The following is a 13,153-nucleotide window of genomic DNA, read 5'->3' as shown; positions in this document are numbered from 1 at the left end:
GGAGCGTGAGCCATGGCGATCTTGACGATGACGACGTTCGTGACGCTCGACGGCGTGATGCAGGCCCCCGGCGGGCCGGGCGAAGATCCGAGCGGGGGATTCACCTACGAGGGCTGGGTGCGGCCCCACTTCGACGACGACCTGGGCGCCTTCATGGTCGACGTGTTCAAGCGCGCCGACGCGTTCTTGCTCGGGCGCGGCACCTACCAGATCTTCGCGTCGCACTGGCCCCGCGTGACCGACCCGGCCGACCCGATCGCCAGCGCCCTGAACGCGCTGCCCAAGCACGTCGCCAGCCGCACGCTCGGGCGCGCCGAGTGGGGCCCCGCGACGATCGAGCGCGACGTCGTCGCCGGCGTCGCCGGCCTGAAGCAACGCTACGAGCGCGAGGTGCAAGTGCACGGCAGCGCCGGCCTCGCGCAGACGCTGCTCTCGTACCGCCTCGTCGACGAGCTGCACGTGCTCACGTTCCCGGTCGTGCTCGGCGCCGGCAAGCGCCTCTTCGAGCGCGTCGCGCCCACGGCCTTCGAGCTCCGGGCCACGCGCGCGACCGGGCGGGGCGTCGTGCTCAACACCTACCGGCGCGCGGGCGAGCCGACGTTCGGCTCGTTCCTGCTCGACGGTTGAGCAGCCGCGGGCGACGCGCGGCAGCGTTCGCTCCCTTCTTCTTCTCCGTCACCAGGGACGAACTTGGGCGACGAATTTGCCGTGGCGAACCGTCGCGATCCATCGCATTTGCCGCGATTTTGGGGGCATCAGGCGATTGATCGCCCCCCTTCGGAGGGCATGGACCCAACCCGGGACCAACCAGTGAGCCCGGGGCTTGGCGTGCTCGCGCCAGCCGACCCGTCGCCTCGGGCCGCCGTGGTCGCCTCGCTCGCCGGCACTCTGAGCCGCGCCGTCGCCCTCGGGGATGAGGAGGCGGCCCGTGTAGTTCACGAGGCGATCGGGCGGCTGCTCGGGCTGCCGGTGTCACCGAAGCGGTGAGCAAGCTCGCGCGGACAATATCCTGCCGTATCGGGAAGGTCTGACTCCGCCCGCAGGAAGAAGGCGGCCATCTGGCCGCCGAGCGGCCACCTCCGCGCGGTTCCGAGGTCGTCGAGCCGCCCTACCCTGCGAGGTTCTCGTGGTTGATTGAGCTCAAGTCACGCTGTAGCTTCGCACGAATCTGGCGCAAGCTGCGGGGCCCGGGTGCCCACCGTCCCGCCAAGCCCGAACATTGATCTGCCCGAGGCTTGGAGGGTCGCGCCAGTTCGCCAGGCAGCAAACTGCAACTGTAGTACTAGCGGGCGACGAGGGCGAGCACGTGATCGCCGCCGTGTGCGTCGATGCTGCTCACGCCGCGAAAATCAGGAATCTGTATTGGAACCGATGAGCTCTTGAATTCACCGTTGCCCAGCGCGCCGAACTCGCCACGCCCCCAGCTCCAGACTGTAGCGTCCTCTGCCAGCGCCACGCTATTGTATGCTCCTCCGGCGATCGCATTGACTTTGACAGTGATTGGCGCCTGAGCCTCGACCGCCGTGAGGCTCCTATTTTCATCTACATTAACAACCCCAAGCTGGCCGGATCCATTGTATCCCCATGACATCACCCTACCATTGGAATACAGCGCCAGCCCATGGAACCCTCCGGCAGCAACATGGGTCACCTCGGCCCCCTCCAGCCCCCGCACAAGCGCGGGCAGCAGGACATTCGTCTCTGTCCCATTGCCCACCTGCCCAACTTCGTTGCGCCCCCAGGCATAGACGCCGACCCCTTTCCCGAGCGCCACACTATGCGAGGAACCACATACAATCTCGTCAATAGAAATATCAGAGAGGGCAGTGACCTGGATGGGGATGTGACTGTCCGTCGTGGTCCCGTCGCCGAGCTCACCAGAGCTATTGCTCCCCCAAGCCCACACCGTGCCGTCCTTCTTGAGCGCGAGGCAATGCTGTTGCCCCGCCGCGATGGCGTCCACATCATCTATATATGCCATGGTCGGCTTCGAGTGTGGCTCATGGTCGCTTGAGCTGTCACCCAACTCACCATAAGAGTTATCTCCCCACACCCAGACCTTGCCGTCGATATCGAGGGCCATGCTTATATACCCTCCAGCGGCGATGGCCTTGACATCAACGAGACCTCCAACAACCGTTGGAACCGGGATAGCAGCCACACCGGAATCGACGCCCAATTGACCGAACTGGTTGTTGCCCCAAGCCATCACCGTCCCGTCAGTCAACAAGGCCAGGCTGTGACTCGCCCCCGCAGAGACCGCCTTCACGTTCACGCCCGCCGGTGGTGATACAGTGATTTCGACAGGGCTCGCGCGGTTCACCGTGGAGCCATCACCGATCTGGCCGAACTGATTGGCTCCCCACGCGTACACCGCCATCGTTGCGCCGCCGCCGGTACCTCCACCGATGCCTCCGCCGGTCGTGGCTCCGCCTGCACCGGCGTCTCCCCGCCCATCTGTACCCCCGCCAGAGTCACCTGACAGGTCAGAAATGCCAACGATGCGACCACACCCCGCGCCGGCAATGAGCGCTCCAGTGAACAACCCCATAAAAACAAACCGACCATCCACTTTCACCATCACATCCACCCCCAACGCTCGAAACACAATATCTACATTATCTGCAAGGCCACGACCTCACATTCACTTCCAACGAGACGTAGACGGCGTCCGAACCACAGCCGTCTACGCAAACAGACACATTACGCCATGCGGAGTCCGTCCAGTCACCGAGCGGCCACCTCCGCGCGGTGCCGAGCTCGCCGAGCCGCCCTACCGCTGCAAAGGTTCTCGCGGTTGATTGAGCTCAAGCACCTGCCCGCCGGCGTTCACACCGCCTCAACCCTGCGAGCATCTGTGGATCCCGTGCGGGGCCCCATCGGATCGACTCCAGCGTTTACGACCGTTCCGCTGGCGACCGACCAAGGATGGATTGAATCATGTCGGTGCGCTCAACGTGCGGATCGTATGCTGAGAGAGCAGGCGAGGAACACGAATATGATTGTAGCATGACAATGCCGATCATCCATGGAACGAAGCTCTAGCGCATCCAAGGAACATCGCCCTGAACGCTCGTGGCGCTCCCGGCGAACCACACCGAGGCGGACGCCCGGGCTGCGGCCACGGTGCGGGACTGCAAGCCCGTGATCAACATTCCATCGTTCAGGATGTGCAAGGCATCGGCGAATCCGCAGGAATATCGTCCCAGAAAGAGGCGCTGATCCGCTAACGCCCCGTCACGTCCCGTTGTAACGAGCCGTCACGTGCGCTCGGAGTCGGCCGTCGCGTCGGCCGGGAATACCCCGCACCGCGGTCGGCCTTCGCGTGCATCTCAAAAATTCCCTCGGAGAACCGCCTCCATCCCGTTCTGCCCGATCACCGGCGTCACCTGCAATCCCGCCTTGCCATTCGCGGCCGGGCCGCTCTTTGGGGCCAGGTTCAGGAGGATCGCGGCCGTGGCGATTCCGACGCCGCCCACGACGAACCCTGCTGTCGATATTGCAGCCGAGGTGCGCGCGTCCTCGCCGAGGGCGATCCCCTCGTCATCGCACCGGCTCTTGTCGCGATCCTTGCAGTGCGACAACGCCGCGTCCCATTGCGAAAGTGTCTTGAATCCGAAGCCAGCGCCAAGGCCGATCCCAACAAGACCCACGGAACCTGCGGCAATCGCGCCGAGGTGAAACCCGTTCATGCCGGCTCCAGCCGGTGCCGGCGCCGGCCTTGGTGCCGGTGCAGCAGCGGCAGACGCAACGCCAGCGTCGTTCTTCAGGACGGGCACGCGGACCTCCAAGGTCGCTCCCGCGAGGACCTGCGCCGTCTGCTCCCACGCCTTCTTGCCCGGGGCCGTCGCCCGGATCGTGTGCTCCCCGGGATCGATCGCGGCAGGCACGTTCCACGTGCTGGGGTCGACGTCTGCGCCGTCGCGCTCCACCCGCAGACCTACAAGGTTCGCGATCTCCGCGGGGACCGTCAGGAGCAACATCGGCACCTTCGGCTTCAACGCCTCGGCGCGTTCCTTCGCCCGCGCTTCGCGGTCGCTGCGGCCGGCCGCCCTAGCGCTCTCGGCGACCTCCAGGAAGATGGACCACGCACTGCCGGTGAGTCCGACCGACTCATAACATTCCGCGAGGCGGTACTGGGTCACCATTCCTGGGTCGAGCTCATGGCTCTTCTTCAGCATCGGGCACGCGTCGGTGTACTTGCCGTTCTTCATCAAGGCGAGGGCCTCGTCGAACAACGCCTGCGCCTCCGCCACATGGGGCGAGGCCTGCGCGCTCGAAGGCGCCGCAGGAGGCGAGCGCTGCGCCGCTGAAGGCGCCGCCTGGACCGTTATTGCCAAGGCGATGCACGCCGTGAGGTGCCCGTGGACGTGTCGCGTTCGACTCGCTTTCATCTTGCCCCCGTGTTCCATGGCTCCGACTCAGTAACGGCCTCCGCCAAAACCGTCATCCCCGACCCTTCTGCCTGTCGTCCCGGGGGCGCGAGACCTCGTGCTTCGCGCCGGTGCCGGCTGTGGCGTCGCGGCCATGGCGCTCGCCGGCGGTAGGGATGACCGTGACGCCGCGGCCGGGGCGCTGGCGCTGCTCATGGGAGCGGGTACGGCGGCCTTGTTGTTCATCGCCGGCGGTTCCATCACGGAGGCGTCCGCTGCAGGCTCGGCGAGCCGCACCGTGTGAGCCGAAGAGGACGCCTGGTGCGCGACGTCTGCGTTTCTCGGAGCGGCCGTGTCGGCTGCGGCCCTGAGCTGCTGCGAAGCAACCCAGCCGCCGCCGGCCAACGTCAGGAGCGCTGCTACGCCGATCACCAGAGCTGCTCGCGACATCGTCGTGAGCGGCCGATCGGCCCTTCTCGAGGCGTCAGGGGCGCTGGTCCATGACGCGGTCACCGTCCGAATCGACTCGGTCAAACGAGCAGCGCTCGCCCCGTACGGCAGGAGCACCGGTGCGGGCTGCCCAGCGGGCGCTTTTGTCGGTGCAGGCAACGGCAAGCAAGCCGCCGGTGGTGCATGTGCCGGCTCGAGCATCGACCCATGCCGCGGCGCCGGTGGCCGGGGGACCAGGGCGCTGCTCGAGGGCAGGGCGGCCACGCCTGGCGCAGGTGCGTCGGCGATCTTCGTGGCGTCGTGGGGGAACGGCGCTCTCACGGTGGCCGTGCCGGCCGCGAACCGGGCGAGCGCCACCCCGAGCTCGTTGGCATCCGCGAAGCGGGCCGCCGGGTTCTTCTCGAGACACCGCAGGATCAGGGCCTCGAGACCCGGTGGCACATCGGGCCGCACAGCCCGCAGCGAATCGGGGCTGTCAGCGAGCACCGCCGAGCAGACCTCCGTGATCGTGCTGCCCGAGAACGGGACGCGGCCCGCAAGCATCCGATACAGGATCACGCCCAGCGCCCACACGTCGCTGCGCGCATCCGCGTTGCGCGCCCCGCGCATCTGCTCGGGCGACATATAAAGTGGAGTCCCGAGGACCGTGTTGGTCCGCGTCGCTTCCACGCCGTCGAAGGCTGGATCGGCGACCTTCGCGATGCCAAAGTCCAGCACTTTCACGCGCTCATCACCGCGCGGGCCGCTGGCCAGGAACAGGTTCGCCGGCTTGAGATCGCGGTGAACGATGCCGATCGCGTTGGCCTCGCCGATGGCGTCGCACGCTTGCACGATATAGCGCGCAGCGCGATCGACCGGCAGAACCACCTCCCGGTCAAGGACGGTCTTCAGATCGATGCCGTAGAGCATCTCCAGCACGATGTACGGCACACCGGTCTCGAGTCGGCCGACGTCGTGGATCTTGGCCACGTAGTCGCTCTTGAGGCGCGCTGCGGCGCGGGCCTCTCGGAGGAAGCGCTCGGTGCCCTCGGCGTCCGAAAGGGCAGTCGGGAGCATGACCTTGATGGCCCGCAGCTCGTGCAGATCCAGGTGCATCGCCGCCACGACGACGCCCATCGCGCCAGCGCCGAGCACGCGTTCAACCCGGTACTTCCCGGCGATGATCTGTCCGCCCCAGACAGGTATGGTGGTAGCCTCGATCATGTCGGCCACTCTCCCTCCTCTCCAGACCCGTAGCGCGCGAGGCTCCCTGGGTCGAATGAAAATGGTCCTTCGCCCTGCGCGCGCAGCGTCACCGCGACCTTCCCATCCGATGCATTGACGCTCTGCCTCCGCCGTAACGGTCAGATGTCCAAGGAGTCTTCCATGCCGCACCCTAGGGAACGCATGGATTTCGAGTACCTGAGCAGACAGCCTAGCCCGCCCCGAGAAGCGTTATTGGCCTGAACGTCACGTGGAGAATCGACGCCCCGTGAACATCGGCGCCGGACGTCCGCACGTCCCATCCATAACCTGTCCCGTCTTTACCAGGCGGTTCACGTCGATGTACCGGCTCATGAGCACGTCCGTCTGGGTCGCTGCGCACAGCGCGAAGCACGCGCCGTCGGTTCGGGCGTGCGTCGGAAGCCGGTGCGCGCGCTGAGCACGGCATTCAGCAGCCGCTCGTCAGCAGCGGCGAGAGACTCCGGAGCTGTGCTGTCGATGATCGTGCGATCTACTGGGAGGCCCGGCTCAGAACGGCGCGTCGCCGTCCTCCGGAACGATGATCGACTTCAGCGCCCCATCCTGGCAGTCGGCCTGGAGGCGGATGCCCCGCTCGGCGTCCGACAGGTCGAATCGGTGGGTGACGATGGGCTCGACGTCCACCGCCCCCTCGGCGACGAGGCGGATCGCCCGCGGGTACACGTGCCCCATGCGTCGGGAGAACTTGACCTTCAGCCCCTTGCGTCGGCACAGCGCCGCCGGCAGCGAATAGCGGTCGCCCTCGGGGATGCCCGCCAGCAGGATCCGCCCGCCGATGCGCGCGGCCTCGGCCGCATGGTGGAAGCCGTCGGGCGAGTTCGTCGCCTCGAGCACGAGGTCGACGCCCCGGCCGCCCGTCCACTCCGCGACGGCGGCGGAGGTCGGCGCAGCGTCGTGCGCGCCCAGCCTGCGCGCGGCCTCGGCCCGGTAGGCGATGGGATCGACCGCGAAGACGCGCTCGGCGCCGGGATGCGGGAGCAAGAACGTCATGGCGCGTCGAGCCTACCATCCCGCCCGACCACAACAAAATTCCACTCCTGCGGCTCCTCCGGGATGCGCCATCAAAAAAAGTTGAGTGGACGCCTCCAAGTGGTGACCGAAAGCCAGCACCTCATCCCACAACCACGTCGAGCTCTGGAAACGGTGATCTCGGACGTTCCGTAGCGGCGGCTCAGCGGGCCCTCGGTCTCGGAGTGATCCGCGACCAGCTCACGCGCGCCACGTCCGGCAGCGCCGGCGCCGGCGTTCGTCTCGTTTTCGATTGGCTTGAAAGGCGAGTACTACAATGAGAGCTATTGCTTATGGGACCATGGCCCTGGTCGTGGCGGGAGCCCTGGGTGCGTGCGGCGGGTCCGAGTCGGGCGATGACGGCTCCGGCGGCGCTCCGAATGCAGGCAGCGCGTCAGGGCAGACATCCAGCGGCGCGTCCGGGCAGACGTCCAGCGGCGCCGCGGGGCAGTCGTCCAGCGGCGCCGCGGGGCAGACATCCAGCGGCGCGGCGGGGCAGACGTCCAGCGGCGCGTCGGGCGGCGGAGACCCCGGCACGGGCGGCACCGACAGCCCAGGCGAGTCCATCTGCGGCGTGACGCCGGCCGCCGCGACCGGCCACGTCGCGCTGGAGAACCTGTGCCGTGGCGTGGTGGCCGTGCGCTCGGGCGAAGGCAACTTCATCAGCTGGCGGTTGATGGGCTACGAGGATCCCGAGATCGGGTTCAACGTCTACCGCGACGGCGCCAAGGTGAACGACGCTCCCATCACCGACTCGACAAACTACTTCGACTCGGGAGCCCCCGGAGACGCGAAATACACCGTCCGAGCCGTGATCGATGGCGCCGAGCAGGGCGACTCGGCCAACACGCGCGGCGGGGACTCGGGCACACCCACGTGGGCGCGAAACTATCTCACCATTCCGCTCAAAACACCCGACAATTACCAAGCCGGCGACGCCTCTCCCGGCGATCTCGACGGCGACGGCGACTACGAGCTCGTGGTCAAAGAGCAGAACAACCCGCGCGATCCGTCGCAAGACGGCCGCACCGGCCAGCCCAAGCTCGCGGCCTACGACACCGACGGCACCTTCCTGTGGCGCATCGACCTGGGCATCAACATCCGCGAGAGCGAGCACACCACGCCCTTCGTCGTCTACGACCTGGACGGCGATGGCCGCGCCGAGATCGCCGTCAAGACAGCGCCCGGCACACGCGATGGGAAGGGAGCGTTCCTGCACACCGGTCCCGCCGCCGACGATGACGACGCGCGAGACTACCGCAACGGGGCGGGCAAGATCTTGAGCGGACCGGAATACCTCACGGTCTTCAGCGGCGTCGACGGCGCGGAGCTCGCGACCATCCAGTACCACGCCCCCATCACGAGCGGCAGCTTCGGCGACAACAACGGAAACCGCTCGGATCGCTACAACGCCACGCTGGCCTTCCTCGATGACTCGGGCCAGCCGAGCGTCGTCATGCAGCGGGGCTACTACGCCCGAACGACGTTCGGAGCATACAATTACCGCGAAGGCCGGCTGAGCCTGCTGTGGAGCTTCGATTCGTCCGCGAACGGCAACGGCGCCTTCGCCGGCAAGGGCGTACACAGCGTCATGGCGGCGGACACGGACGGCGATTTGAGGCAGGAGATCATCCCTGGCGCCGCGACGATAGGCCCCGACGGCAAGGGCAAGTGCGCCGTCGACTTCTATGGACACGGCGACGCGATTCACGTCGCCGACCTGGTCCCCTCACGCCCCGGGCTCGAGGTGTTTCAGCCGACCGAAGCGGACGGCGTGCCCTCCTACTTCGTGCGAGATGCGGACACCTGCGAGGTCCTGTGGCGCGGCCCGAACAGCGACGGCGAGGGACCGGGCCGCGGCGCGGCCGACGACATCTCGCCCGACAACCCCGGAGGTGAGGCCTGGACCAACACCGCAGGCCTGTTCAGCGCGGAGAGCGGTCGCAACATCGGCTCCCGTCCCCGCCAGGTGAACTTCCTGATCTGGTGGGACGGCGACGAGAGCCGCGAGCTGCTCGACGGCAACACCGTCACGAACTTCGACGGCGAAGGCAGGGGCTTCACCGCGAGCGGCTGCACCTCGATCAACGGCAGCAAGTCGGTGCCGACGCTCAGCGCGGATCTGTTCGGCGACTGGCGCGAGGAGGTCGTCTTCCTGTGCGGCGACAGCCTGCGCATCTACACCACCGATCAGATCACCAGGCGCCGCATCTACACGCTGATGCACGATCCGCAGTACCGTGCCAACGTGTCGGCCCAGAACGCTACTTACAACCAGCCGCCGCACACCAGCTTCCACATCGGCGACGGCATGAGGGAGCCCCCCAGACCCGACATCACGGTGCGGTGATACCGGCGCGCCGTCGTGCGCCCGCTCACGGCGCCGCCGCCGCGCGGGGCCGGCGCGACGGGCTGGAGCGCGCGATCGAGCAGGTCATGGCGATCGAGCAGGCCATGGCCATCCCGACCCCGACGACGCGCGCCAGGGCTCCGTGGAGGGCGCCGGGATGCTCGGAAAAAAATCTACAATCACCGGCGCGCGCGACGGCTCATGGTGGGCGCATGACCCGACACGACAGCCACGCTTTTCATCTCTCCGACACCTATCTGCAGCTCCTCGACGGCGGCGCCGCGAAGCCGATCCCTGTGGACGCCGAGTTCTGGGCGAAGATCGGCGAGCGCGAGGAGCTGCACGCCGGCCGCATGGTGGGCCTCTTTCACATGGACAAGAGCCCCGATCACCGCGAGGTCCACCCCCGTGGCGACGAGGTCCTGATCCTGCTCTCCGGGGCGGTCGACGTCGTGCTGGAAGACGAGCTCGGCGAGCGCGTGATCGAGCTGCGCGATCAGGGCGCGTGCATCGTCCCCCGCGGCGTCTGGCACGGGCAGATCGTGCGCGCGCCGAGCGTGATGATCTTCATCACGCCCGGCGAGGGTACCCAGCACCGCGCGAGCTGATCCCACGCGATGCCCGGCGGCGGGCCCCCGCAGCGCCTGCGGGGGGTGCTGGCCGAGAGGCTGCCGGTTCGCGACGTCGCTCGCGAGCTCGGCCCGACGCGGCGCCGAGCCCGCCGTTGCGTTCAAGCGTGCAGCCCGCTCGCTGCCCACGCTCGGACGCATGAACCGTCCGATCCAGCCACTCCAAACGCTCGTCGCTCACGCCGCGTGGGCCAACCGACAGCTCTTCGCCGCCCTTCGCGACATCGATGCCTTCGGATCGCAGAAGGGCGCAGACCTCATCTTGCGCGTCCTCGACCACATCCACGTCGTCAGCCGCATTTTCCAGGCCCACCTCCAGGGCGTCTCGCACGGCTACGAGTCCACGCAGAGCGCCGTCCTTCCTGCGCTCGAGGAGCTCGATCGCGGATCCGAGGCCATCGACCGCTGGTATGTGGATACCGCGGCGTCGCTCGGACCGGAGGAGCTCTCACGACCTCGCGATGTGCGCTTCACCGACGGAAAGGTCGTGCCGATGACCGCCGCCACGATGATCCTCCACGTGGTCACACACACGACCCATCACCGCGGAAACGTGGACGCCATCATGTACCAGTGCGGGATGCCGCGCCGGAGGGACGGATTCCCCGAGTTCCTCGTCAGTCGAGCGTCCGCCACGTGATCGAGCTCAGCCCCTGCGTCGGCGTCATGCCGAACTGCTCCCGGAAGACGCGGCTCAGGTGGGCGCTGTCCGCGAACCCGGCGGCGGCCGCGGCGGCGCTCAGGCTCGCTCCCCCGTCCACCGCGGCGATGGCGCGGCGCAGGCGCTTCCACCGCAGGTACGCCCGCATCGGGAGCCCGACGTCGCGCGCGAAGGCGTGACGCATCTGCCGCGGCGAGAGCCCGGCCTCGTGCGAGAGGCGCGCGAGGTCGACCGGGTCGGGGCCGTCGAGGTAGGCGCACATCCGGCGCGCCGCCGGGTGTCGCGGCTCCGGCGGCTGACGCAGGTCGACGGCGGAGAGGATCGAGGCCATGAGGGCGCGCGCCATCTCCGGCGTGGGATCGCGGGGGACGCTCACGTCGATCGCGTCGCGGCCCCACGTCGCGCACCGGGGCTCGGCGTCACGAGAGAGCGCTCGGCTCGCCACGTCGTCCCCGTCGAGGAACAGCATCGCAGCGTGCGCGCACGCGCCGTGTCGATGGGGCATGCGTGGGGGAATGACGGCGGCGCCGGCGTGAAGGCGTCCGCCGGCGCCGTCCTCGATGCACAGCCCCTGCGGCGCGATGACGACCTGGGCCGCGTGATGCGCGTGGCGCCTCGTGGCGACGAGGGGGCCCACGTAGAGCATCCACGTCTCCGAGGCGAACACCGTACCGTTCAACCTCGCCGGCGTGCTCAACGGTGGCTGGCTCCCTCGGGGGATGTCGACATCCGCGGGTTCATCAGCTCGCCCATGCTAGCTCAGGCGCTCTGGAGGGCGAGGGGCTTCCAGGGCGGCCGCGAAGCGGACGCCGGGGTGCGGAGCGGGGCGGAGCCCCGAGGAGACGCGGCGAGGTCCAGAGCCGGGCGTCCGCCGCGGGAATCGGTTTGATCTCAAACAATGAGCGAGCTAAGAATCCGGTCATGAGCCTGTCCTTCTCTGGACCCAGGGGGTGGATCGAGCAGCGCTGGATCGTGTACGCGCTCCTGCGGGACAGCATCCAGCACCACCTCGAAGACGGGTGTCCGAGCGAGGAGTTCGCGGCGATCCATGGCGCGGCCGGGGCCCTCGGCGGGCAGCGCGTGGTGCTCCCGGCGCAAAAGCTCCACGACGAGCTTCGGCGGGCGCGGGCCTCGCTCGCGGGGCGCCCGCTCGACGCGCTGGCGATCAGCGGCCGGACCCGCGCGGTCCTCAGCCTGCGCTGGCCGCCGCCGGCGGAGCGAGAGACGATGCTCGTCAAGGACTGGGGCGACTCGGTGCCGCTGCTGGGCTCGCCGCCCGGCGACAGCCTCGACGACGTGTTCGGCCACCTGCTCGACGGCCTCCTGCGCATCACGGAGGGAGCCTCCGCGTCGGATCACGTCGAGGTCATGGACCTGTAAGCGCAAGCTCACCGGATCCGGAGGTCGATCGTCATGTCCTTTCCGCCCCGCTGGACGGCGATCGCGAGGTTGTCCGCCGAGCGCAGCCGGGCATAGGCCTGGAGGGCGCTCTGCGGGTCCGTCAGATCGAAGCCGTTGATCGACCGGAGGGTGTCCCCCTTGCGCAGGCCGACCGCGGTCAAGAGCGAGCCGGCCCCGACGCGCGAGAGGCGGACGCCGATCACCCGCTCTCCCTCGCGGACAGGGACAATCCGCGCAGAGCGCATGAGCTCGCCTTGCTTCTCCAGGACGAGATCGATCGCCGTCCGGTCGACGATGAACTCGGTGTCGCTCACCTTCCGGATCTTCGACGCGATCTCCGGCGGGAGCGCGCCGCGCTTCGGCGGCTTCGGCGCGGCGCGGGGCGCGGGCGGCGCCGGCGCGCGCCGGTTGTCGCCGATGCGGACCTGGCAGCGCGCCCCCGGCTCGGCCAGCCACACGCGGTCCCAGCCGATCGCGAGCACCGAGCGGCCCTCGACCGCGTCGCCCGCCCGGCGGAGGAGCGGCTCCCCTCGCCCCACCGCGATCGTGGCGAACGACCAGGCGGGATCCTCCGAGGCGGCGATGAGCAGCACGCGCGCGTCCTCGCAGGTCGGATCCAGCAGCGGATCGCCGAACGCCGCGGGGTCCTCGTCCGCCTCCTCGCGCGCGGGCCTCGGCGTGAGGGGCCCAGTCCTCGAGTCGAACGGGTTCCGCGCGAGGATCGCCGCCGCGCTGGTCGCGTGATCGCTGGGCGCGAGGACGGGCGGCGGCGGCGGCGGCTCCGGCCGAGCCGCGGGCAGCCCGGAGAGCCACGCTTCCTCGACGAGGTACGAGATCCCGGAGGCCTGCTGGTACGCAGCCGTCATGATCATCCCGCCGAGGAGCGCCGGGAAAGCTCGCTTGATGAGGACTTCCGGGATCAACGTCGTCTTCCAGATCGGGTGTCCGCGCGAGCGCCGGCGCCCCCCGCGACCCGAGGGCGGCCACGGATGGAGCGCGGGCGCCCGCGCGGGTGTTGCTTGCACGCCTTGCGCGCCGC

General features: G+C 68.6%; 11 protein-coding genes. 5 read left to right on the top strand and 6 right to left on the bottom strand.

The genetic code is table 11. The features are described 5' to 3' along the window. The first annotated feature begins 12 nt into the window (after positions 1 to 12). Positions 13 to 627, top strand: coding sequence for a dihydrofolate reductase family protein (locus tag WMF26_RS19600; protein ID WP_438001564.1), 615 nt, complete (start codon positions 13 to 15; stop codon positions 625 to 627). 655 nt (positions 628 to 1,282) lie between these two features. Here WMF26_RS19600 and WMF26_RS19595 read toward each other — a convergent pair. From WMF26_RS19595 to WMF26_RS19580, 4 genes are all read right to left on the bottom strand, one after another. After that, positions 1,283 to 2,581, bottom strand: a complete 1,299-nt coding sequence (locus tag WMF26_RS19595) for an RCC1 domain-containing protein (RefSeq protein WP_438001563.1) — start codon at positions 2,579 to 2,581, stop codon at positions 1,283 to 1,285. Positions 2,582 to 3,332: 751 nt separating this feature from the next. Continuing rightward, on the bottom strand, positions 3,333 to 4,238 hold the full coding sequence (locus WMF26_RS19590; RefSeq protein ID WP_438001562.1) for a hypothetical protein: 906 nt from the start codon (positions 4,236 to 4,238) through the stop codon (positions 3,333 to 3,335). A gap of 183 nt (positions 4,239 to 4,421) precedes the next feature. Continuing rightward, entirely contained in the window at positions 4,422 to 6,026 is a 1,605-nt protein-coding gene (locus WMF26_RS19585; protein WP_438002423.1) for a protein kinase domain-containing protein, read from the bottom strand. 528 nt (positions 6,027 to 6,554) lie between these two features. Next, positions 6,555 to 7,055: a zinc-binding dehydrogenase gene (locus WMF26_RS19580; RefSeq protein ID WP_438001561.1), complete on the bottom strand. Its 501-nt coding sequence runs from the start codon at positions 7,053 to 7,055 to the stop codon at positions 6,555 to 6,557. A 592-nt stretch (positions 7,056 to 7,647) separates the two neighbouring features. Between WMF26_RS19580 and WMF26_RS19575 the strand changes: the two genes are divergently transcribed. The 3 genes from WMF26_RS19575 (at position 7,648) to WMF26_RS19565 (ending at position 10,692) form a co-directional block, all read left to right on the top strand. Next, positions 7,648 to 9,423 carry a rhamnogalacturonan lyase gene (locus tag WMF26_RS19575; RefSeq protein WP_438001560.1) on the top strand — a complete coding sequence of 592 codons (1,776 nt, stop codon included), beginning with the start codon at positions 7,648 to 7,650 and terminating at the stop codon, positions 9,421 to 9,423. A gap of 212 nt (positions 9,424 to 9,635) precedes the next feature. Beyond that, on the top strand, positions 9,636 to 10,031 hold the full coding sequence (locus WMF26_RS19570) for a cupin domain-containing protein (RefSeq protein ID WP_437947675.1): 396 nt from the start codon (positions 9,636 to 9,638) through the stop codon (positions 10,029 to 10,031). A gap of 160 nt (positions 10,032 to 10,191) precedes the next feature. After that, positions 10,192 to 10,692 carry a DinB family protein gene (locus WMF26_RS19565; protein WP_438001559.1) on the top strand — a complete coding sequence of 167 codons (501 nt, stop codon included), beginning with the start codon at positions 10,192 to 10,194 and terminating at the stop codon, positions 10,690 to 10,692. Here the strand turns inward: WMF26_RS19565 and WMF26_RS19560 are convergent. Beyond that, positions 10,670 to 11,410: a helix-turn-helix domain-containing protein gene (locus WMF26_RS19560; protein WP_438001558.1), complete on the bottom strand. Its 741-nt coding sequence runs from the start codon at positions 11,408 to 11,410 to the stop codon at positions 10,670 to 10,672. The genes WMF26_RS19565 and WMF26_RS19560 overlap by 23 nt on opposite strands. A gap of 224 nt (positions 11,411 to 11,634) precedes the next feature. Between WMF26_RS19560 and WMF26_RS19555 the strand changes: the two genes are divergently transcribed. Then, the gene (locus tag WMF26_RS19555) at positions 11,635 to 12,093 is read left to right on the top strand and encodes a hypothetical protein (protein ID WP_438001557.1); all 459 of its coding nucleotides are present in this window, start codon (positions 11,635 to 11,637) and stop codon (positions 12,091 to 12,093) included. Between the two features lie 8 nt (positions 12,094 to 12,101). Here WMF26_RS19555 and gspC read toward each other — a convergent pair whose 3' ends face one another. Continuing rightward, on the bottom strand, positions 12,102 to 13,037 hold the full coding sequence (gene gspC / locus WMF26_RS19550; protein WP_437338577.1) for a type II secretion system protein GspC: 936 nt from the start codon (positions 13,035 to 13,037) through the stop codon (positions 12,102 to 12,104). Positions 13,038 to 13,153: the final 116 nt, after the last annotated feature.

Source organism: Sorangium sp. So ce185, assembly GCF_051526825.1.
In the GTDB taxonomy this organism is placed as follows: Bacteria; Myxococcota_A; Polyangia; order Polyangiales; family Polyangiaceae; genus Sorangium; species Sorangium cellulosum_D.
The sequence above is the reverse complement of the archived record's forward strand: the minus strand, read 5'-3'. Positions and strand labels throughout refer to the sequence as shown.

Bases quoted from the DNA above. Each gene is read 5' to 3' on its own strand.
- WMF26_RS19600 (WP_438001564.1), top strand. From the start codon at position 13: ATGGCGATCTTGACGATGACGACGTTCGTGACGCTCGACGGCGTGATG.
- WMF26_RS19595 (WP_438001563.1), bottom strand. From the start codon at position 2,581: ATGGTGAAAGTGGATGGTCGGTTTGTTTTTATGGGGTTGTTCACTGGA.
- WMF26_RS19585 (WP_438002423.1), bottom strand. From the start codon at position 6,026: ATGATCGAGGCTACCACCATACCTGTCTGGGGCGGACAGATCATCGCC.
- WMF26_RS19580 (WP_438001561.1), bottom strand. From the start codon at position 7,055: ATGACGTTCTTGCTCCCGCATCCCGGCGCCGAGCGCGTCTTCGCGGTC.
- WMF26_RS19570 (WP_437947675.1), top strand. From the start codon at position 9,636: ATGACCCGACACGACAGCCACGCTTTTCATCTCTCCGACACCTATCTG.
- WMF26_RS19565 (WP_438001559.1), top strand. From the start codon at position 10,192: ATGAACCGTCCGATCCAGCCACTCCAAACGCTCGTCGCTCACGCCGCG.
- WMF26_RS19555 (WP_438001557.1), top strand. From the start codon at position 11,635: ATGAGCCTGTCCTTCTCTGGACCCAGGGGGTGGATCGAGCAGCGCTGG.